Consider the following 20,169-nt stretch of genomic DNA (forward strand, 5'->3'; position numbering starts at 1 on the left):
CCCGGTTTATTATAGCACCAGACAAAGCAGGGGTCATCCATCCACCTCACCAAATTTTCCCTTAAAACAGAGGGGCTTGGGTTGCGGGCACACCGGTTTGGATCTGGAGGGGCGTTTTCGCGTTTTCTCGCTTTTCCCTCGGGCCAAACAACTCCCCAAGGAGCCTTACTTTGAAGCGGTTCATGTGACGGAGGGTCAATGGTTTTATTATATCGAGAAGGAACAAACCGGATGCCGACTCGTTTGCATCATTTGACCCCAGTCCCGGTGCGAACTATCTTGGTTATGCTGCGAATGGGATCTTGAAGCTGGTGGATCTGAAAACACGTGAGTCCCGTGTCTATGACGGATACAATCAAGTGCAAAGTGAGCCCGATGATGTCGGCTTTGCCCCTGAAGGCGTTTGGTTGGCTAAAATGACAGGGTCTGTATGTGACCGATCACATGGAAGAAAAGAAAGTGTACCATACCCTGAGACGAATGCTCGGTTTTTGAACGGGCAGCAAAAGGGGAGCTGTTGCGCTTGGTCGACCTTGAAGGGATGCGGGAAGCAGCACAGACTGGAACAGGGAGGGCAGCCCATGAAACAGAATCAGCCTGAATCGTTGCCTCGTCCCGAGGCGGATTGGGTGAGAAAGATCCAAAAGGAGTTACTCACTTGGTACGACCAAAATCGTCGCGGTCTCCCCTGGCGGGAGAACAAAGATCCTTATCGAATCTGGGTATCGGAGATTATGCTCCAACAAACCCGCGTCGATACGGTGATCCCCTACTATGAACAATTTGTGTCCGCTTTTCCCACGGTGAAGGATCTGGCAGAAGCGCCAGAGGATCAGGTGATCAAAGCCTGGGAAGGATTGGGTTACTACTCCCGGGCCCGAAACCTGCACGCTGCTGCCAAAGAGGTGATGGAACAATACAAAGGAGAGATTCCTCGGGAGCCCGAGAAGATTTCCCGTTTAAAAGGAGTGGGCTCCTATACTGCCGGGGCAATTCTCAGTATCGCTTATGATCTGCCGGTTCCCGCTGTGGATGGCAATGTGATGCGTGTCTTATCCCGCTGGTTCGCTTGGTGGGAGGATATTTCCAAAGCAGCCACGCGCCGCCGGATGGAAGCGGTGGACCGCGAACTCATCCCTGCGGAACGGCCCGGTGACTTCAATCAGGCCATGATGGAACTAGGGGCTCTGATCTGTACCCCAGTCTCTCCGTCCTGTGATACCTGTCCGGTTCGAGAGCTGTGCCAGGCTCAGGCGGAAGGGTTGCAAGAGGAACTGCCGGTAAAGAAAAAAGGAAAACCGCCGGTGCCGATGGAGGTTACCTTCGGTTGGATCCGCAGGGGGGACCAGGTGTTGCTTCACCGTCGTCCCCAGGGCGGACTGCTCGGCGGTATGTGGGGGCTTCCCACCATTGAGCACTGGCAGGGTTCGTTATCATTGGGGGAGGCATTAAAAACGTCCCTGGCCGAGCTCGGGTTGAAGGTGGAACCCGGTTCCATCCTAGGCGAGCTGGAACACGTTTTTTCTCACCGCCGTTGGTACGTGACGGTGGTGGAAGCCTTGGAGATCAGTGGGGAAGACCTCACTGAAGATTACCGCTGGGTTCAGGAATCGGAGCTGGACAACTATGCGCTTCCCAATGTGTACCGAAAAGCGGTCCAGTTGGCCACTGAACGTCAATATGCCGCGGGGATTCAGGGTCGGCTGTTTTAAAAGCGGACAAGCATTGTGGTTACAAATGGGGGAACCGCGGGGTGAAGGGATCCAATCTAACGGAATGGTCCCTTTTAACAAATTGGATGCAAAGGCAGCAGCCGCCTGTAATAACACAGGCGGCTTTGTGATGGGGGCATCCAGATGGATCCACACGAAAAATCCCGGTCGCCTTCTCAGACGACCGGGATTTTTCGTTACATAACCTCTATTCGCATTGATTCTTTTTGGCCGCGCTTCGACTCGACTAGGGATTTTGTTTTGTCCCGTGATCAGAATTCCACCCCGCACCATAAAGTTGTCCCATTTATCCCCGTTTCGCGCAGTCGTGACTCCAACAGAAAAGGCATTTGATCTTTCAACCCCATGTTTCCTTCTGCTTCGTTTGTAAAGGCGGTTACCTTTCTCCCGGACACCAAGGGAGTTCCATCGTCCAAGTGAACATTGACCAGTCCAAAACTTTTCCAACCATACACCGGTCGGATGATCCAAGTAAGATGAGAGTACAAAGGATTTGAAAAAAACACAAGAGATTCTGAACAAACTGCAAAGCAAAGGGATCATAGGACGATGGAAAGTACGAGCAAGCATCCATTAAAGCCCACCAACAAAGTCAAAAGGTATCTGAAATAGAGGATACGGAAAGGTGGTATCAGCGGGTAGAGGAATGGGTACGACAGGGAAAAGGTGAGGAGGAACTATGGTCCACAGTCTTGGACAATCCGGGTTGGATGTTCTTTGAAATCCCGGGTACGGACTGGTCAACCATAATAGCCGTTCGGCTCACAACGGGAGATCCAGAACAGCCCCCTGAACTACAGAATGAAACCCAATTGACAGCTCAAGCCTATTGCCAACTGATCCATCCAAAAACAAGGATCATCAGCCCCGCTACCGAGACTAAATCCTGTAGCCTTTCTTCTCTGATTGATCGGATGCAACCCTATTCCATAGTGAACCCCAAGTTGCGTTATACACTACATTCTGAGATAGAGAAAAGCTTAAAATCCTTATACAAACCCCCAAAAGAATCCCTCACCTGGTTAAAAAATCAAACGAAAAAAGACAAATTGCCGATCACAACGACTAGCGGTTAGCTTTGTAAAAAACAAAATTTCAGTTACCATGTGGGTGGAAAAACCAAGTGTGCCGCATACGCAAGGAATGGAGTGAGCCCGGTCACCTGAGATGACCGGGCTTTATTATGCCTAACCTGTTTCAAAAACGACCGTTTACGAGACGGACTTAAAATGATCTTCGATTAACGGTGTTTTGCGGCCCCATTCGGTATCAAAACCCGTTTCAATACAGATGACACTATATTGGAAATAACTAGTCCCTCAAATTTTCGTTTTAAGCCCCTTTGAAAAGAAAAGAGGGGTAGATATACCCACGATTTTTTTTCCTCCCTCCAATTCATGCCAAATTTTGCTGGCCGAAATCAGCTGAGCTTCGGTTTTTGGGTCGTATAGGGGTAGAACCAGCAACGCTACGAAATCCGCAATCTACCCATTTAATTGGTGATCAGTTATCGGCCTTTTCGGAGGTCATTTATTTTGACACTATAAATTGTCATATGGTTATATATGAATGAGGTGATTAATTTGGACTCAGAAAAGCTGGCAGAGTTCTATAAGACTCTCGGTGATAAAACCCGGCTTCGTATCCTGTCGCTTTTGAAAGTGGATGAACGTTGTGTCTGTGAACTGGTGGAGATTCTTGGTATTTCCCAGCCAACCGTATCTCAACATATGCGCAGACTGAAAAGTGTCCACTTGGTGAAAGAACGCCGCCAAGGACGATGGGTGTATTACTCCTTGGATGGAAGCCTATACCCTTTTTTTCATTCCATATTGGAGTCGCTTCCGAATCCGAAACAAGAGCTGAACGTCTCGGAACGAAAAATGGTTTGTGACTAAACAAAGCAAAGAAGGGAATTCGTGCGATGAGTAGTTGGATAGCCTTTGCCGTTTTTGCAATCACGTTGGTGTTTGTCATCTGGCAACCCCGTGGTTTGTCCATCGGTTGGTCAGCGACTGGTGGTGCCCTGTTGGCTCTTTTGTTCGGGGTTGTCAGCCTACCCGATGTCTGGTTTGTGACGGGGATCGTCTGGAACGCCACATTGGCTTTTGTCGCCATCATCCTGATCTCCCTCATTCTCGACGAAATCGGCTTTTTTGAGTGGGCGGCTCTCCACATGGCCCGCCTGGCTGGTGGGAACGGGCGCAAGATGTTTGTCTATGTGGTCCTGTTGGGAGCAGCGGTGGCAGCTTTCTTTGCCAACGACGGGGCTGCCCTGATTCTCACCCCGATCGTGTTGGCGATGGTGCGGGCGCTCCACTTTGACGAGAAAATGATCCTCGCCTTCGTGATGGCGAGCGGATTCATCGCCGACACCACTTCATTGCCGCTGGTAGTGAGCAACCTCGTCAACATCGTCTCTGCCGACTACTTTGGGATCGGGTTTGTGGAGTACGTGACGCACATGATCATCCCCAACTTCTTCGCCCTGGGGGCGAGCATGCTCGTTCTTTTTTTGTTTTTCAGAAAAAGTATCCCGAAGGATTACAATCTTGCACATCTGCAGAAGCCTTCGGAAGCTATCAAAGAACCGCGTCTTTTCCGCTTCTCGTGGATTATCCTCGGTTTTCTGTTGGCAGGGTATCTCTTCAGCGAATCCCTGGGTGTTCCCGTGTCCATGATCGCCGGTGCAGCAGCCATTTGGTTCATTTTAGCGGCCCGACGCAGTCCCGCCATCCGGACAAAGCAATTGGTAAAGGATGCCCCCTGGGCTGTCGTTGTTTTCTCCATCGGGATGTACGTGGTGGTCTACGGCCTGAAGAACGCCGGCCTGACCGACGCTCTCGCCGGGGTGATCCAATGGACGGCAGACCAAGGGCTTCTTGCGGGAACCGTGGGCATGGGTTTCATCGCTGCAATCCTCTCTTCTATCATGAACAATATGCCGACGGTGATGATCGATGCCCTGGCGATCAACGCCACCACGACCGACCGACTGATGCGCGAAGCCCTGGTGTACGCCAACGTGATTGGTTCCGATTTGGGGCCCAAGATTACCCCTATCGGTTCGCTGGCGACCCTGCTTTGGCTTCACGTCCTCACCCGTAAGGGTTTGAAGATCACCTGGGGTTATTACTTCAAAGTGGGGATCCTCCTGACGATTCCGACCCTGTTGATCACACTCCTCGGCCTATATACCTGGCTGATGCTGATCTATTAACATACGGATGGAGGGATTCACCATGAACAAGAAAAAAACGATCTACTTCCTTTGTACCGGCAACTCCTGTCGCAGTCAGATGGCGGAGGGATTCGGCAAGCGAATCCTCGGGGATCGTTTCAACGTTTACAGTGCCGGCATCGAGGCCCACGGTTTGAACCCGAAGGCAGTAAAGGTAATGGCAGAGAAGGGAGTCGACATTTCGGACCAAACCTCCGAAATCATCGACCCCGAGATCCTGAACAACGCCGACTATGTCATCACCCTGTGCGGGGACGCCAACGACAAGTGCCCGATGACCCCGCCCCATGTGAAACGGCAGCACTGGGGTTTTGATGATCCTGCGAAGATGGAGGGGACGGAAGAGGAAGTCTGGGCCGTCTTCCAGCGGGTCCGTGACCAGATCGAAGAGCGGATCCACAGCTTTGCAGAGGAGACGAAAGAAGCAGAATAGGCAACATGGTAACGAAGAACCGCACCCAGAAAGGGGTGCGGTTTAATCATCCCTTACATGGGGTCACCAGTTCATCCGTCAGGTGAAAACGATGGGATAGTTCATCGCAGAAGGTCCTTAGCATGGCTTGGTTGACGGAGTAGTATTTCCACTTTCCTTGTTTACGCTCATACAGCAAGCCAGCGTTTTTCAGCTCCTTCAGGTGGTACGAAACCTTGGATTGCTTCAAATCCAAGACTTCCTGAATATCACAGACGCACATCCCGGTTGTGCAGCAGTCTGTGGCATCCTCTGTATCCCCCCGGGCGATCAGTTCAAGAATCTGACACCGGATCGGGTCCGACAACGCCCGGGCGATCAGAGACAGTTGTTCACTGGTGCAACAAGCCATCGGATTCCCTCCCTCCTTATTGGGGTTCCGCCGTCAAAACGCGGATTTTCCCCGCTAAGCGATCAAGTAATATAAAATCCCTATAACTGTTCTCCACCACAAAGGATCGCCACGGGATGAATATTCAACCGACCTGCTTTTTGTTCTTCTGCTAATATATCCATCACGGTTGGATAACCTCCCATCACAGTCGGTTGGTATTCATTCAGTTCTTTGACCAGTGTGGAAAGAGGGGATTGAATCGAAAAAACTCTGATTTTCTCATTTGAAGGCTGTTTTAAGCGCATGCGTTCAGCCGTGCTGTATGCTGTGAAATGTCCCGCTGTCGAACATACTGCCGCATTTCGTCCGCCTTTAACCCCTATTTCCACAAGTCACTCCATTTCAATTTTGTTGTTCCGCGAATAGCCATCAATATTTTCATAATCGTATCTGAACCTTTATCTTGAATAAAGATCCCAGGCACTCCAGTTGACCCCGAAGTGGTCGAAACCATATAGCGTCCTAAATAAAGCTGTCCGATTAACGACATATCTGACACGAATTCTTTTACACTTTCTATGGTTACAGCCGGGTCCGTCACCCATTCATTAAAATGGGCCATGAGTTCTGATTTGGTGACGGTAGGGGTTTGCTGTAAGTTGGTGATGTTTTCTGGTAACTCTCTGTATTTTTTTGCATAATATCGGGAGTTCAATCTCGCAAAACGGATGAGGTCAGCCAAACGAGATTGTTGTCGGGAAAGAATGTCTTCTGGTTTGCCACTCTTCATCCTCCAGATATCTATAGCCGTTTTCAACGGTGTAAGATTCTCCATCGTGGTATCCTCCATCTCTCTTCTGTTAAAACTCCATTGTCAGTAAGTGATCTGAGGGTGAAAACAGCCGATTGCCTTTTATTTCTGGAAATCGGCTGTTTTCAGTTTTACTCCTTCACCTTTAACAATCTCAGTCCATTTAAGGTTACAATCAAGGTCGCTCCCATATCAGCGAAGATCGCCATCCAGAGAGTGAGCCACCCTGGAACAATGAGTAATAGGGCTACTGCTTTAATCGCTAAAGAGAATGTAATGTTTTGCTTAATAATGCGTAGCGCTTGACGGCTTAATTTGATGGTAAATGGTAGTTTTCGTAGATCATCTGCCATGAGAGCGATATCCGCTGTTTCCAAGGCAGTGTCTGTACCAGCTCCACCCATGGCAATTCCTACGGTTGATGATGCGAGAGCTGGAGCATCATTGACTCCGTCACCGACCATCGCAACTCTGGAACCATCTGAGCGAAGTTGCTTGATAAACTCTAACTTTTGATGCGGAAGAAGATCAGCTTGAATTTCTCCGACTCCTAAACGCTCCCCAATCGCCTTTGCAGTTGCTTCGTTATCACCCGTCAACATCACGGTTTTCTTAATTCCTAATTGGTGAAGTTGTTGAATCACGTCTTTACTGCTTTCACGAACTTCATCTGCCACCGCAATCAGAGCAAGAGCCTCCATTTCAGTTCCCAAAACCATGACCGTTTTTCCTTGAGTTTGGAGTTGAAGAATCAAGTCAGACTGATCCTCAGACAACCCGTTAGGTAATAACTCATTGAACAAAGCTGGACTTCCCACATAATAAAGGGTTCCTTGGACTTTGGCTTGAACCCCTTTACCCGTAATGGAGGTAAAGTCTTCTACTGCCAATGATTGAATATCCATTCCTTTTTCTTCTGCTTTTCGAACAATCGCGGAAGCAAGAGGATGTTGGGAGTTTTTCTCGATGGCAGCTGTAATCGCTAAGTATTCATCCTCTTTTTCTTTCACAAATGCCACGATGTCTGTTACCGCAGGGACACCTTTCGTTAAGGTTCCTGTCTTATCGAAGGCGATGGCAGAGAGTGCTCCTGCCTCTTCTAAATGAATCCCACCTTTAATGAGAACTCCATTTCGAGCCGCATTTCCAATCGCTGTCACAATCGAAACAGGTGTTGAAATGACTAAGGCACAAGGACATCCAACCACTAGCAGAGCTAGCCCACGATAAATCCAATCACTCCAATCTGCATTGAAGAGAAGAGGCGGGACAACCGCTAGTAGCAAACCAGCCACTAAGATCGCAGGAGTATAGATTTTCGCAAATCGATCCACAAACGCTTGAGAAGGAGCCCGTTCCGCTTGTGCTTCTTCAACCAAATGAATGATCTTTGCGATCGTAGTATCCTCAACCCGCTTCGTTACTTTCACTTCCAATAGACCTTCTTCATTCAACGTTCCGGCAAAAACCTCATCATCAACTGTTTTGGCAACGGGGATCGACTCACCTGTAATGGCTGCCTGATTGATGGAAGAGGTTCCTTTCACCACAACCCCATCCATAGCTAACTTCTGCCCAGGCTTGACGATCATGATATCCCCAATTTGAATCTCGTCCACTGGAACCGTTAATTCTTCGTCTCCACGTCGGATCAGAGCTTGTTTAGGAGCAATGTCCATCAGAGAGCGAATGGATTGACGGGCTTTGTCCATCGAATATCGTTCTAAGGCTTCACTAATGGCAAACAGGATGACAACGGTGGCTCCTTCTCCCCATTCACCAATCGCCGCTGCTCCTATAATGGCAATCGTCATCAACGTACCCATATCAAACTGGAGACGGAATAAGTTTTGGATTCCTTTGATAAAAAGTCGGTATCCACCAATGAGAATCGAGGAAGCATAAAGAAGAATCGTAAGTAAGCCCTCTTCGCCATAAAACTCGCTGGCTCCCCAACCTGCTAACAGAAAAGCAAGGGAAAAAAGGAGTCGGATGTTCTCTTGGTTTTTCCAGAAAGGAACACGTTCCACTTGGATTTCTTGATTCTCAGGAACGACTTTCAGATTCTCAAAAGACCCTGCTTTCTCTAATTGCTCAATCGTGGGTTCAGCCCCATATACCGAGATTTTAGAGGCTCCAAAGTTGACCTTTGCATCTGTCACACCGGGTATGTCTTTTACGTTTTTCTCAAACTGCGCTGCACAGTTCGCACAAGTAAAACCTTGAACCCGATATACTTTTTTATCTTGTGCTTGCTCCATTGCTAGTCATCTCCTTCTGATGTTCAAACGCCAACTGAACAAATTGCCTTACATGATCATCATCAAGGGAATAAAAGACTAATTTCCCTTCTTTCCGATACTTTGCCAATCCCATATTTCGTAGCAAACGTAAATGATGGGAAGCCGTAGCCAACGTGGAATCAATGATATTCGCTACGTCACAGACACAAAGCTCATCCTCTTGTACTAAGGCATATGCAATTTTTAAACGAGTTGGATCTGCGAGTGCTTTAAACAGTTGGGCTGTATCTACAGGATCAACCGTTTCTAAGGAAGTTTGAACTCGCTTGACCTTTTCTTCGTCATAACAATATATTTCACAGCGTTCTTCACTCAATGATAGACACCTCACTCTAACAATCAAATATTTATTTGATTATAGTGTAATCGAATGATAATATCATAGTCAAATCATTATTTGATTGTTTCCTAAGGCACTTAGGTTTATACCAAACTCTAGGAGGGATCTAGATAGCTCAGAATACTCATCATGTTCGCTATCAGAATATGACGAGTTTCGGTATGATGAAGATATCCAACGCTGTTTTTTGGGATATTTAACTGCATTGAATCTCGTCATGTTCTACATGAGTGGATGGAGGGTGCTTGTAGAATGAGCAAACAAATCACACTGACCGATTATTATGCCTATTTGGAGAAGAAAGGATTGAGTAAATCGACTGTCGCAACTTATAGATCATCCATCAACCGTTTCGTTGCTTGGTTGGAACAGAAAGAGGCTCACGAAATGGCAGATGGAGGGCTGACTGCCTTGCAAAAGGCGTTTCAAAAACATATCCAACTGTTCAAAAAAACAGCAGGAAAAGATCTGAAATTAAAAGCAGGAACTATCAACCTTACCATTCGTCATTTAAAGCAGTGCTTCTCATGGATGTTAGCAAATAAGCTGGTTCCAGATAATCCAGCCCAGGAAATCAAGTATATCCCAGAGGATCGATTAAAGACAAAATGGATCACAGAACAACAGGAGCGCAAATTATTTGCAGAATTACGGTTACTCCTAGGCAATCCGAAACAGTATCGGAAAGTGATTCGTGAATATGCCATGATCGCACTGATGTATTTCACCAGCGCGCGAGTAGAAGAATTATGCAATATTAAATTGGTCGACATTCAAATCAATGAGAGATCTGGCTGGGTTTACTTATATGGAAAAGACAACAAGCAGCGCAAAGTAGACCTAAACAAATCCATCCGCAAATTATTGACACAATATTTAAACGAGTATGAAGGTAGCTTAAAAAGTGGATATCTCTTTGATTCACAACGGTCAGGTCAAGTGACCACTAGGGCGGTTCAGTATATCGTCGAAAATTACGCCAAACGACTCAATATGTCAAATCTCACTTGTCATGCATTACGGCATACCTGTTTACACAATCTTGTAAAGGCTGGAGTCCCTCTTTCAACCGTTGCGGAGATCGCTGGTCATTTGAAAGCAGATGGTACGCCTAATATTGATATGACTTTACGTTATATCAAACCTGGAGAAGAAGAAAAAGCTGATGCAATGGAAATGATTAGTTGGGATTAATCCATCCTAGAAGGAGAGAAGGAAACATTGAGAGGAAAGGAACTTCTAACACCTGAGCAAAGACTTGAATTGATGCAGGTTCCTATGGACATTGATGAAAGAGATTTAGGCATTTATTATACGCTTACCTCACAGGATTTAATGTTTATTAAGAGTAGAAGAAGAGACGTTAACCGGCTTGGAACAGCTATTCAAATTTGTGTCCTCCGTCATTTAGGTTGGTCACTCCCCAACATCAAAGTAATTCCAGACAAAGTGATTGAGTACGTTGCTCGCCAACTTCAAGTGGATTCAAGCGTTTTTTCCAAATACGGCCAAAGAGAAAATACCCTTTATGAACACTTAGGAGAAATCAGAGAAGAGTACGGATATATCTCTTTCTCTCCTAAAGAATACAGGAAAGGGATCAAATACTTAATGAACCGTGCTTTAGAAAATAGCGATACCATGTATTTAATTCATGAGACTCTGTCAAATCTAAAGCAGAATAAAGTGATTTTGCCCGCAATGACCACCATTGAACGCATGGTATGGTTCGCAAAAATGATAGCTGAGAGACGGATTTATCGGATACTTACTCAAGCTTTAACCGATGAACAGAAGAAACAAATAGATGAGATGCTAGAAGTAGCTACTGACAAAACCATTTCTACTCTTGCTTGGCTTCGCCAAGATCCAGGACAACCTTCGCCCGATTCGTTTAAAAGGGTATTAGATCGATTGGAGTATTTGAGGAACCTTCAACTCAAAGTGGATGTATCTTCGATTCATCCACGGCGTTTACGTCAACTTGCACGTATAGGTGCTCGTTATGAAGCACGATCCTTTCGACGTTTTAAGGAAGAGCAACGATATGGGATTCTTGTTGCTTACTTAATCAATCTCATTCAAGATTTAACCGATCAAGCGATTGAAATCAATGATAAAGTCATTAATATCTTTTTTCGAAAGGGAAAGAAAGCACAAGAGAATATGCAGAAGGAAAACGGAAAGGCTTTAAACCAGAAGTTATTGCGATTCGTTGATTTAACAACCGTTTTGCTTGAGGCAAAGGCAAAAGGCGATGATTTGGACCATGCGATCCAGTCATATATCTCCTGGGATCAGTTGAAGCAGGAAAGAGATGAAGCACAAGACTTAGCTAGACCTATCAATTACGATTATATTGATTTATTAAAAAGTCGGTTCCGCTATCTGCGACAATACACTCCTATCTTGTTAGAGAAGCTGGAGTTCAAATCAACTGAAGCCAATGAATCATTGATTCAAGCCTTACATGTAATTAAGGATATGAATGAAACAAACAAGAGAAAAGTGCCAGATGATGCACCGTTAGACTTTGTTCCGAAGCGTTTTCAAAATCATATCTTTGATTCAAAAGGAAATATTGATAAAACCTATTATGAGTTGGCTGCTCTGACAAAACTGAAAGACTACATTCGTTCAGGAGACATTCACGTTACAGACAGCAGGAAATACAAAGATTTGGAAGAATACTTTGTGCCCGAACAGGAATGGGTTGAAGCTAAAGAAAAAGGAACAACAGGCCTCTACGTTCCTTTAACAGCTAAGGAATACATAGCTGATCGGAAAAGAGCATTAGCAGATCGTCTATATTGGCTTTCCAAAAACATCAACTCTCTTGAAGGTGTAAGTCTGGAAGATGGGAAAATCCATGTAGATCGTTTAGAAAAAGAGACCCCTGAGGAAGCCGAACAGCTCAGCAAAAAACTCTATTCCTTATTGCCCCGAGTAAAATTAACGGATCTGCTCTTGGAAGTCGATAGCTGGACACATTTCACTCGTCATATGACACATGCGTCTACTGGGCATGAACCTACAGCTAAGGAAAAGAAAGCACTTCTTGCCGCTTTGATGGCATTAGGAACGAATATTGGCTTAACTAAAATGGCTGAGGCAACTCCAGAGTTTACATATAAACAGTTAGTTAATGCTTCTCAGTGGAGAATGTATGATGATGCCTTAAATCGTGCTCAAGCTACACTCGTAAATTTCCAACATCGCTTAGCCTTAGCGTTTTATTGGGGCGACGGAACAACTTCTTCCTCAGATGGAATGCGCGTTCAAGTAGGTGTCTCCTCTATGTACGCAGATTCAAATCCTCATTACGGACATGGGAAAGGAACCACCTTTTACCGCTTTGTCAGTGACCAACTGTCTTCCTATGGAGTGGAGGTCATTCCTTCCAATGCACGTGAAGCCATCCATACCATTGACAAAATCCTTCACCATGAAACAGACCTGCAAATTAAAGAACATTACACGGATACCGCAGGGTACACGGATCAAGTCTTTGCCTTGAGTCATATTTTTGGATATCGATTTGCACCCCGAATTAGAAATGTCGGTGAAGCTCAATTATTTTCTATTGATCCGCCCAAAGAATTCAAAAGAATACAGTCCTTACTCAGGAAAATTAAGACGGACGTCATTATTGACAACTATGACCATGCTCTTCGTGTTGCTCACTCTATCGTCAAAGGAAAAGTAGCTGCGTCTTTGGTACTCAACAAATGGGGATCATACAATCGGGAAAATAACGTCTCTAAAACAATTCGGTATATGGGGCAAATTGAAAAGACCCTATTCATTATTGACTATGTCACAGACGAAACATTGAGACGGCGGATTCAGAGAGGCTTAAACAAAGGAGAGGCAATGAACGCTTTAGCACGAGCTGTTTTCTTTGGAAAACGTGGAGAGTTAAGAGAACGATCCTTAGTTGCCCAGCTCCAAAGAGCCAGTGCGCTTAATATCATCATCAATGCAATTAGTGTATGGAATACCATATACCTTGACGAAGCTGCCAAGTATTTAGAGAACCAAGGGCTCCTAGATAGAGAGCTACTGAATCATGTTTCTCCTCTTAATTGGGAACACATAAACTTTCTGGGGGAATATTCATTCACTAGCAAACCAACTTCGTTAGATTCTCTTCGTTCGCTAAATATTAATTAAGTCCACAAAAAAAGACTAACTTATCTCCTTAGAGGTATTGAAAGTTAGTCTTTTTTGTGATTTTCATCCTTAGCGGGGAAAATCCGCGTTTTGACGGCGGGACCCCCTTATTGGACACGCGCAAAACCCAGGCATCGCCCTTAAATGCTATCGGTTTATGCCTGTTTGGGGGTACAACAAGCGCTGCCGGCTTCCGGAATGGTCGGTGACTGTCCGAATGAATCGGCATCTTCCTTCACGAAGAAGACTTCCCACCGGTGGCCATCGGGGCTGGTTACCCAGATTTTGTCCTGTCGGGCATAGCAACAGGTGGTATCCATTTCGTCGAAGGAGGCCAACCCTGCATTTTTTAATCGCTCCTTGGCGGCAATCACCGCCTCCGTCGATCCGACTTGGATACCCAAGTGGTTGATTCCACCTGCGATTTCGCCTCCCTCATTCAAGGTGAAGTTCAGAGCCGGTTCATCCAGGTCAAACTTCGCATAGCCGGGGCGTACCTTCGCCGGCTCCTCTCCGAACAGGTAACGGTAAAACTCGATCGAGGCGTCCAACTCCTTTACGTTGATGGCGACATGGGGTTTCAATACCATTTTCCATCCTCTCCTCACTAAAAGGGGTTATTCACAGCAAAGCGGCGCTGAGCAACAGGATAACCGTTGTTTTACATGCTGGGGTTCGCGTTTATCGAAGTTGTTCCAGATGGACCGGAGGGATTGGATCCAGCTGTGCCGTTTCCGATGGAGACGGTTAATCTCCCGGAACTGGTTCTTAATCTCTTCATGACGGATACGGGCCAACTCTGTTTCGTATCCGTTGAACATGACGATGCACCTCAAATCAATTTTCGTTGATACGATAATGAATCAATAATATTTGATGTGTCAATCCATAAATCAAAAAAAGTTGATTTATTTTGTGGCGAGGAGATTTTTCGCTTGGTACCGAATGTGTTTTTGGAAACGGAACTTCGACTTTTTTGATGTTTTTTCCCCCCAACAGACTAGCGTTTTGATGCCAAAGATGAGGCAAAAGTACCGACTCTGATATTTGTCGGAACTTTCTTCCGGTATAAAAACCGCTCTCATAAAAGAGGACGATGTCAATTCCATATATTGGGCCAATTGCGGATTTCGTAGCGTTGCTGGTTCTACCCCGTATAAAGCCCCATCTATTTTGCAAGGGGGCTTATTGTTGCTTCGTCTAATTATAATCAGTTATAATAGTTATAACGTTTAAAACGGATGAATCATATCAATACTGGAAGGAGTGAATACGAAAAGTGGGTGTAACGATGGACAAACAGAGAACATTTCGCAAGGTGGGGCGTATGGGGAACAGTCCCGGTATAAGTCTTCCGCCGGAATATCTGGATAAAATCAATATTAAACGTGGCGACGAATGTGAAGTCATTATCGACGAGCAGCGAAACGAAATTCGTATTCGCCCGGTGCAACCGATTCCGGAGGGGCTTAGCCCTCAATTCATGAAGGCACTCGACGAGACACATCAACAGTATCAAAAAGCAATCCGCAATCTGCGTGACAGGTAAGCCTATGGTATTTTTAACGTTGGAGGAAATTGTCGCCACGCATTTTCTTACCATGCAACGTTTTGATGACGAATCGGAAGCGGGGATACAGTTTCCTGATCGTCTAGAAGCGATCGTTCACCGCCCGATGGCAGAATCATTCGGATATGAAGTCCACCCAACTCTGTGGCGGAAAGCAGCAGCGCTGACCCAGTCGTTAGTGCAAGACCATCCCTTCCACAATGGAAACAAGCGAACAGCCTTAGCGGCACTTGGTACTTTTCTGAGACTCAATGGCTATCTCCTAACATTAACCAATCGAGACGCAGAAGAACTGATGGTGGCTATAGCAACAGACGATCGCTATAAGGGAGATAATGGCCTTACACTACTGTCACAAGAAATTGAACAGGTAACGATTGATCGAGAAAAGTACGAAAAAGACGACGAGGGGTAGGCCTCCCCTCAATGTTCCTGTCAGCCCCAGAATTTCGCTTTCTGAGGCTGATTTATTTTCTCCCGAGGGGTTAGGGTTTCCCTCGGTTTTTAATTTTTGAGTCATTATGATTATAGAGGGGGTATCCCGGGGATTACAGCAGCTATTTTACTACGGTGAAACAAGATTTTCCTTTAAAATGAAAGCTGGTGGATAGGGGGAAGCCGAGTTGTTTACGGAAAGAGATGCTATTAAATTACGGATGGAACAGATCGTTCAGGAACGGCAGGCACTCCAATTAGAATATAAGCAGCTCCTTGAGCGGCTTCGTGAGTTGGATTTTCAGGCAGATGAACAGGAAAACCGGAAAGTGGTAAGCGAAATTGAGGCATCCAAAGACCGAGAAATCCAGAAGCGAGCTAAACGGACGAATGTGAAAGGCGTCGTCATGCCGGCCATCGTTAACATTTTGCGTGAGAGTGGAAAGCCCTTGAAACCAAAAGAAATCAGTCAAAGGCTCACCGAAAAAGGTATCCGACACAACGCCATCCACCCGATCTTGAATCGGCTTCGTCAGGAGCGCTCCGACGTGGTCCAGGTTAAATGGGGATATTGGGGATTGGAATGACAGATGCCGGCGTACTTTGGAGAATCGATAAGGGGGATCAGCAAGAAAACCGGATTCAACTCATCCGTTCGAGCTTGACACAATCCACTTGAGTCAAACTAAGAGGGCAAGGGGGTTAAATCCCTTGCCCTCTTTCTATTCCTCCAATCACTTGATCAGACAAGACATCAAACCGAAATTCTCTTGCGAATGATTAAAAGGAGGTGCAATTTATGACATGGAATGCAATTGTTACCTTAGCAACACAAGTCGGAGCTTTGTTAGGGATTGCGGGATTTCTGATTTCAATCTATTCTGTAAGGCTTTCCAAGAAACGGTTTGACATCCAACAGAGGGTGGAGCAAGACCGGCTTGATAGCAAAAAGAAAGCGGATCTTCGTATTGGCTTGACCAAGGTTCCAAGTAGTAGCCGTAAGAAAGCGTTCAAGGATGTTCTTTTGATTGAAAACCATGGGCAGGCACTAGCTCGAAACATTCTTTGATCAACAGCGGCGACGGCGGCGACGGCGAATTTGCCCTCGGATCTCCCCATCCGGATTTTGTTCCGTATGTGCGTTAACGTAGGTATTTCCCCTTCTCATTTGCCGAACCAGAACGGCGAGGGTTCGCCCCTGAAGCGGTCCCACCAAGTCGTTGGCCCGGATCGTTCCCCTCACCACTCCCCGATCGACACTGATTCCCGGGGTGGTCAAACCGAACAGAAATGCGACCACTGGACCATTGACACCGCGCGCTCCCAAGTGGATGTGGGCTTGGGTGAATCTCCGGATGTTGTTTACTCTGAGTACATAAGAAAGCCGCCGTCCATTGCGACTCAATACAAAATTGGCCGTCCCGCTAGCATTGGTGCGGACGGGGGGAACTTCCTCCGAACCTCTCAACACCGCACGAAATCTACGCATCTTTTTTTATCCTCCTTCTTTTCGCGTTATTGTAAGGTACGACCGAAAAGAAGGGATGGAAACAGCGGTCGTGGATGGCGCAACAAATTGGCTAAGCCGCCTCGTCGAAACCCGTGATGCCCGACAAGCACCCTAACCATCCCTTTCTCTGAGATGCTCCTTCTACCCCTATTAACACGCTAAAATCGATTATTGTAATTGCGTGATATAGAAAAGATGGGTTCTGCGCCAGTACAAATGGCGCTTATTTATTTTGATTAACTTTACCGAATATGCATTCTGTAAAGTAAACAGCCCAAAAAGGCTGTTTTTTCTTTACAGAATACGATAAAATCAAGGGAGTTTCAGCTTTACAGAATACGAAGAAGGGTAGATAGCGGCATGAACAGCTGAAACGAAAACCAAAATTTCATTCCAAAATGGGGGAGGGGAGAGGTTCGATGTACATACAACCCTTTCAGACCTGGCTGCAGGAAAAGGGCAGAGGGGCACTCACACAACAGGAATACCTTCGGACCGTGCGAGTACTCGCACGCTGGTGGGAAGCGAGTACCGGGAAACCCTTTGATCCCGACCAAGTGACTGCCCGGGATCTCCACGATTGGATCAGCCAAATGAAAACAGTGGAGCACTTGGCCCCGTCGACAATCAACAAACGGATTGCCGCGATAAAAACCTATTGGAGTTTTCTGACCGAGGCCGGTCACTCCACTCTAAACCCCACCGATCTCGTCCGGATCCGACGGGCTTCTTCCTTGTGGCAGACACCGCGGTGGTTAACGCGGCCACAACAGGCCCGGTTTCTGCACCTGGTAAGAAAAGAAACGAACCCATGGAAGCGAACCCGCAACCTGGCCATGGTTCAGTTGATGCTGCAGGCCGGTCTCCGGATTTCTGAAGTGGTCGACCTGGATGCGGAGGACGTCGATCTGGAACGCGGCACTTTGGTGGTTCGATCGGGGAAAGGCGGAAAGTACCGGGTGGCACTGATGAATCCCGACCTCAAACGGGCAATGGAAGAATGGGGGAAGATGAGAGGGGAGACCGATTCTCCTGCGTGGCTGTTATCTGAGCGGGGGAAGGAGCGGATGACCCGCCAAGGGATGCATTATTTAATTCGCAAGTTTCTTGATCAGCTGGGGTTGGCGGACTATTCAGCGCATTCCCTTCGCCACTCCTTTTGCCGAAACCTGATCGATGCCGGCCAACCCCTGCAAGTGGTGGCGCAATTGGCAGGGCATGAAATCTTGGAGACAACCCGTAGATACATTACCCCAAGTGAGCATGATTTACGAAAAGCAGTGGACAGCATTTCGGAGTCCAAGGAATAAAAAGTAAATCCTTGTTCACACATAACAGCCCTAGAATCTACATTCTAGAGCTCTTGTTGTAGGATAAGGAATGAGAATCTTTTCATGTGAGTGATACCTATGAAAACCATCCTGATTGTTGATGACGAACAAAAGATTCGTGAAGTACTCTCCTCGTACCTTGTCCATGCTGGATATCGTACTCTGGAAGCAGGAACAGGAAAAGAAGCGCTTGATATCCATCGCAAAGAAGCGGTGGATTTCATCATTTTGGACCTGATGCTTCCGGACTATTCTGGAGAAGAGGTTTGCAGAGAAATTCGTCGACAATCCGCTGTACCCATCCTGATGTTGACCGCGAAGGTGGAAGAACGACATCGACTAGAGGGGCTTTCCATCGGAGCAGACGATTACGTCATCAAGCCCTTCAGCCCCCGTGAAATTGTCGCCCGCGTTCAAGCTATCCTGCGCCGTTCCGCCAATGATTTACTTGCCGAGCGAATTTCCTATAACGATGGAGACCTGGTTGTGGATACCCGAACAAAGACCGTCTGTAAGGCAGGTCAACCGGTCCACCTAACCCCTATCGAGTACCGGCTCATTCAGATCCTCGCTCGCAACCCGGGCCGGCCTTTCTCGCGGGGAGAGCTGGTAGAAAAACTGTTTGGATTGGATTATTCCGGGGATGAACGGACAATCGACCAACATATAAAAAACTTGCGGAACAAAGTGGAAACCGACCCTAAAAAACCGACGTATCTCCAAACCGTGTTTGGTGTTGGATACCGGTTCGAGGGGGGGAGATCATGAACCGCAAACTTCAGTTCCGGCTGACGGCGGCATTCATTGGGGTAGCGACCGGTGTCGTCCTGGTGGCTACCATCATCTTCATTTTGGAAACCCACTACCACTTTTCCATGTATCAGCATCAATTCCCAGACTCGGGTTCGGTGCGGGGACTCAATTATCATTTTGAGCAAGCGCTGATCCAGTCTACATTGTGGACCGCATTGGGAGCGGTGGTGTTAGCGATCGTCCTCAGTTGGTTGGTGGCACGTCGAATCACCTCTCCCCTGGTCATCATGAGGAAGAGCGCCGAGGCAATCACCGAAGGGAATCTTCAAACCCGAGTGCCCGTACATGGACAGGACGAGTTGGCTGAATTAGGACAAGCCATGAATCACCTGACCGAGCAATTGGAACGCCAGGAACACCTTCGCCGGCAAATGACCTCCGATGTGGCTCATGAACTAAGGACGCCCCTGGCTACACTGAAAAGCCACATGGAGGCCTTCGAAGACGGAATCTGGCAACCCACACCCGAGCGCCTCCGTGCAGTCACTGATGAGATCGACCGTCTAATTGGACTAGTGGGGGACATGCAGCAGTTGACCTTGCTCGAATCACCGGAGTTCGTACTGGAACAAAGGGAGGAAGACCTCTCTGACATCGTGGAACAGACGCTTGTCAATATGCGCACTTCCTTTGATCGAAAAGGCGTTACGTTGAAATCGGAGAACGCCGGTCCGGTTCATGCATTCGTGGATCGCCGGCGGATGGCCCAAGTGCTGGTTAACCTACTCTCTAATGCCCTTAAATTCACTCCACAAGGTGGGGTGGTTACGGTGCGAACCAAGCGGCAGGGGCCAGAGGCGATCCTGACCGTCCAAGATACCGGGAAAGGGATCCCCCGGGAAGAACTCCAACGGGTTTTTGAGCGATTTTATCGGGTGGACCATTCGCGTAACCGGCAATCCGGTGAAAGCGGGATCGGCCTTACCATTGCAAAAAAGCTGGTGGAATCCCACGGAGGGACTATCCGGATTGAAAGCGAACCCGGAACAGGGACCACTATCCATGTCCGCGTTCCAAGTGAACACAGTAATTTGCGGCCACCCAAAAATTCTTCATCATTTTCTCATAAGTGACGGATACCATAGTCCTATCACGGATAGGAG

At 47.1% G+C, this 20,169-nt stretch carries 20 protein-coding genes; 13 read left to right on the top strand and 7 right to left on the bottom strand.

What is annotated here, in order from left to right; genetic code table 11:
- The first annotated feature begins 581 nt into the window (after nt 1-581).
- From mutY to arsC, 4 genes are all read left to right on the top strand, one after another.
- Nucleotides 582-1,712 (top strand): A/G-specific adenine glycosylase, encoded by a 1,131-nt coding sequence (gene mutY, locus BLP91_RS02110; protein WP_091566189.1) that lies wholly within the window; start codon nt 582-584, stop codon nt 1,710-1,712.
- Nucleotides 1,713-3,307: 1,595 nt separating this feature from the next.
- Nucleotides 3,308-3,631: an ArsR/SmtB family transcription factor gene (locus BLP91_RS02120; RefSeq protein ID WP_425412161.1), complete on the top strand. Its 324-nt coding sequence runs from the start codon at nt 3,308-3,310 to the stop codon at nt 3,629-3,631.
- 26 nt (nt 3,632-3,657) lie between these two features.
- Nucleotides 3,658-4,953, top strand: coding sequence for an arsenic transporter (locus BLP91_RS02125; protein WP_091566197.1), 1,296 nt, complete (start codon nt 3,658-3,660; stop codon nt 4,951-4,953).
- A 22-nt stretch (nt 4,954-4,975) separates the two neighbouring features.
- Nucleotides 4,976-5,407, top strand: a complete 432-nt coding sequence (gene arsC, locus BLP91_RS02130) for an arsenate reductase (thioredoxin) (RefSeq protein ID WP_091566200.1) — start codon at nt 4,976-4,978, stop codon at nt 5,405-5,407.
- Between the two features lie 46 nt (nt 5,408-5,453).
- Here arsC and BLP91_RS02135 read toward each other — a convergent pair whose 3' ends face one another.
- From BLP91_RS02135 to BLP91_RS02155, 5 genes are all read right to left on the bottom strand, one after another.
- Nucleotides 5,454-5,798 carry an ArsR/SmtB family transcription factor gene (locus tag BLP91_RS02135; protein WP_091566203.1) on the bottom strand — a complete coding sequence of 115 codons (345 nt, stop codon included), beginning with the start codon at nt 5,796-5,798 and terminating at the stop codon, nt 5,454-5,456.
- 80 nt (nt 5,799-5,878) lie between these two features.
- Nucleotides 5,879-6,169 (bottom strand): hypothetical protein, encoded by a 291-nt coding sequence (locus tag BLP91_RS02140; protein ID WP_022738242.1) that lies wholly within the window; start codon nt 6,167-6,169, stop codon nt 5,879-5,881.
- Nucleotides 6,160-6,615 (bottom strand): hypothetical protein, encoded by a 456-nt coding sequence (locus tag BLP91_RS02145; RefSeq protein WP_022738244.1) that lies wholly within the window; start codon nt 6,613-6,615, stop codon nt 6,160-6,162. Before BLP91_RS02145 ends, BLP91_RS02140 begins: the two co-directional genes overlap by 10 nt.
- 107 nt (nt 6,616-6,722) lie before the next feature.
- A complete protein-coding gene (locus tag BLP91_RS02150; RefSeq protein ID WP_077719565.1) occupies nt 6,723-8,852 on the bottom strand; it encodes a heavy metal translocating P-type ATPase in 2,130 nt (709 codons plus the stop codon).
- The gene (locus BLP91_RS02155) at nt 8,833-9,210 is read right to left on the bottom strand and encodes an ArsR/SmtB family transcription factor (RefSeq protein WP_022738247.1); all 378 of its coding nucleotides are present in this window, start codon (nt 9,208-9,210) and stop codon (nt 8,833-8,835) included. Before BLP91_RS02155 ends, BLP91_RS02150 begins: the two co-directional genes overlap by 20 nt.
- 276 nt (nt 9,211-9,486) lie before the next feature.
- Here BLP91_RS02155 and BLP91_RS02160 point away from each other — a divergent pair, with 276 nt between their 5' ends.
- Nucleotides 9,487-10,428 carry a tyrosine-type recombinase/integrase gene (locus BLP91_RS02160; RefSeq protein WP_169835476.1) on the top strand — a complete coding sequence of 314 codons (942 nt, stop codon included), beginning with the start codon at nt 9,487-9,489 and terminating at the stop codon, nt 10,426-10,428.
- Between the two features lie 27 nt (nt 10,429-10,455).
- Nucleotides 10,456-13,407, top strand: a complete 2,952-nt coding sequence (locus BLP91_RS02165; protein ID WP_022738250.1) for a Tn3 family transposase — start codon at nt 10,456-10,458, stop codon at nt 13,405-13,407.
- A gap of 155 nt (nt 13,408-13,562) precedes the next feature.
- Here the strand turns inward: BLP91_RS02165 and BLP91_RS02170 are convergent, their stop codons facing one another.
- Complete coding sequence (locus tag BLP91_RS02170; RefSeq protein ID WP_091566205.1) at nt 13,563-13,997, bottom strand: ArsI/CadI family heavy metal resistance metalloenzyme; 435 nt, start codon at nt 13,995-13,997, stop codon at nt 13,563-13,565.
- Between the two features lie 689 nt (nt 13,998-14,686).
- Between BLP91_RS02170 and BLP91_RS02180 the strand changes: the two genes are divergently transcribed.
- The 4 genes from BLP91_RS02180 (at nt 14,687) to BLP91_RS02195 (ending at nt 16,481) form a co-directional block, all read left to right on the top strand.
- A complete protein-coding gene (locus tag BLP91_RS02180) occupies nt 14,687-14,956 on the top strand; it encodes an AbrB/MazE/SpoVT family DNA-binding domain-containing protein (RefSeq protein WP_143003434.1) in 270 nt (89 codons plus the stop codon).
- Nucleotides 14,957-14,960: 4 nt separating this feature from the next.
- Nucleotides 14,961-15,392 (top strand): type II toxin-antitoxin system death-on-curing family toxin, encoded by a 432-nt coding sequence (locus tag BLP91_RS02185; RefSeq protein ID WP_091566214.1) that lies wholly within the window; start codon nt 14,961-14,963, stop codon nt 15,390-15,392.
- A 208-nt stretch (nt 15,393-15,600) separates the two neighbouring features.
- On the top strand, nt 15,601-15,999 hold the full coding sequence (locus tag BLP91_RS02190) for a hypothetical protein (RefSeq protein ID WP_091566216.1): 399 nt from the start codon (nt 15,601-15,603) through the stop codon (nt 15,997-15,999).
- Nucleotides 16,000-16,211: 212 nt separating this feature from the next.
- Nucleotides 16,212-16,481, top strand: a complete 270-nt coding sequence (locus BLP91_RS02195; protein WP_091566219.1) for a hypothetical protein — start codon at nt 16,212-16,214, stop codon at nt 16,479-16,481.
- Here BLP91_RS02195 and BLP91_RS02200 read toward each other — a convergent pair whose 3' ends face one another.
- On the bottom strand, nt 16,482-16,901 hold the full coding sequence (locus tag BLP91_RS02200; RefSeq protein ID WP_091566222.1) for a CHRD domain-containing protein: 420 nt from the start codon (nt 16,899-16,901) through the stop codon (nt 16,482-16,484).
- 440 nt (nt 16,902-17,341) lie between these two features.
- Between BLP91_RS02200 and BLP91_RS02205 the strand changes: the two genes are divergently transcribed.
- From BLP91_RS02205 to BLP91_RS02215, 3 genes are all read left to right on the top strand, one after another.
- Nucleotides 17,342-18,232 carry a tyrosine-type recombinase/integrase gene (locus BLP91_RS02205; RefSeq protein WP_091566225.1) on the top strand — a complete coding sequence of 297 codons (891 nt, stop codon included), beginning with the start codon at nt 17,342-17,344 and terminating at the stop codon, nt 18,230-18,232.
- 99 nt (nt 18,233-18,331) lie between these two features.
- Nucleotides 18,332-19,021 (top strand): response regulator transcription factor, encoded by a 690-nt coding sequence (locus BLP91_RS02210; RefSeq protein WP_091566228.1) that lies wholly within the window; start codon nt 18,332-18,334, stop codon nt 19,019-19,021.
- A complete protein-coding gene (locus BLP91_RS02215; protein WP_091566230.1) occupies nt 19,018-20,139 on the top strand; it encodes a sensor histidine kinase in 1,122 nt (373 codons plus the stop codon). Before BLP91_RS02210 ends, BLP91_RS02215 begins: the two co-directional genes overlap by 4 nt.
- The last annotated feature ends 30 nt before the right edge of the window (nt 20,140-20,169 follow it).

It is taken from the genome of Melghirimyces thermohalophilus (assembly GCF_900102685.1).
GTDB classification, from domain to species: Bacteria; Bacillota; Bacilli; order Thermoactinomycetales; family DSM-45169; genus Melghirimyces; species Melghirimyces thermohalophilus.

What these genes read in the sequence shown, in the direction of transcription:
- mutY (WP_091566189.1), top strand. Translation starts at nt 582, where the DNA reads ATGAAACAGAATCAGCCTGAATCGTTGCCTCGTCCCGAGGCGGATTGG.
- BLP91_RS02125 (WP_091566197.1), top strand. Translation starts at nt 3,658, where the DNA reads ATGAGTAGTTGGATAGCCTTTGCCGTTTTTGCAATCACGTTGGTGTTT.
- arsC (WP_091566200.1), top strand. Translation starts at nt 4,976, where the DNA reads ATGAACAAGAAAAAAACGATCTACTTCCTTTGTACCGGCAACTCCTGT.
- BLP91_RS02135 (WP_091566203.1), bottom strand. Translation starts at nt 5,798, where the DNA reads ATGGCTTGTTGCACCAGTGAACAACTGTCTCTGATCGCCCGGGCGTTG.
- BLP91_RS02145 (WP_022738244.1), bottom strand. Translation starts at nt 6,615, where the DNA reads ATGGAGAATCTTACACCGTTGAAAACGGCTATAGATATCTGGAGGATG.
- BLP91_RS02150 (WP_077719565.1), bottom strand. Translation starts at nt 8,852, where the DNA reads ATGGAGCAAGCACAAGATAAAAAAGTATATCGGGTTCAAGGTTTTACT.
- BLP91_RS02160 (WP_169835476.1), top strand. Translation starts at nt 9,487, where the DNA reads ATGAGCAAACAAATCACACTGACCGATTATTATGCCTATTTGGAGAAG.
- BLP91_RS02170 (WP_091566205.1), bottom strand. Translation starts at nt 13,997, where the DNA reads ATGGTATTGAAACCCCATGTCGCCATCAACGTAAAGGAGTTGGACGCC.
- BLP91_RS02185 (WP_091566214.1), top strand. Translation starts at nt 14,961, where the DNA reads ATGGTATTTTTAACGTTGGAGGAAATTGTCGCCACGCATTTTCTTACC.
- BLP91_RS02195 (WP_091566219.1), top strand. Translation starts at nt 16,212, where the DNA reads ATGACATGGAATGCAATTGTTACCTTAGCAACACAAGTCGGAGCTTTG.
- BLP91_RS02200 (WP_091566222.1), bottom strand. Translation starts at nt 16,901, where the DNA reads ATGCGTAGATTTCGTGCGGTGTTGAGAGGTTCGGAGGAAGTTCCCCCC.
- BLP91_RS02205 (WP_091566225.1), top strand. Translation starts at nt 17,342, where the DNA reads ATGTACATACAACCCTTTCAGACCTGGCTGCAGGAAAAGGGCAGAGGG.
- BLP91_RS02210 (WP_091566228.1), top strand. Translation starts at nt 18,332, where the DNA reads ATGAAAACCATCCTGATTGTTGATGACGAACAAAAGATTCGTGAAGTA.
- BLP91_RS02215 (WP_091566230.1), top strand. Translation starts at nt 19,018, where the DNA reads ATGAACCGCAAACTTCAGTTCCGGCTGACGGCGGCATTCATTGGGGTA.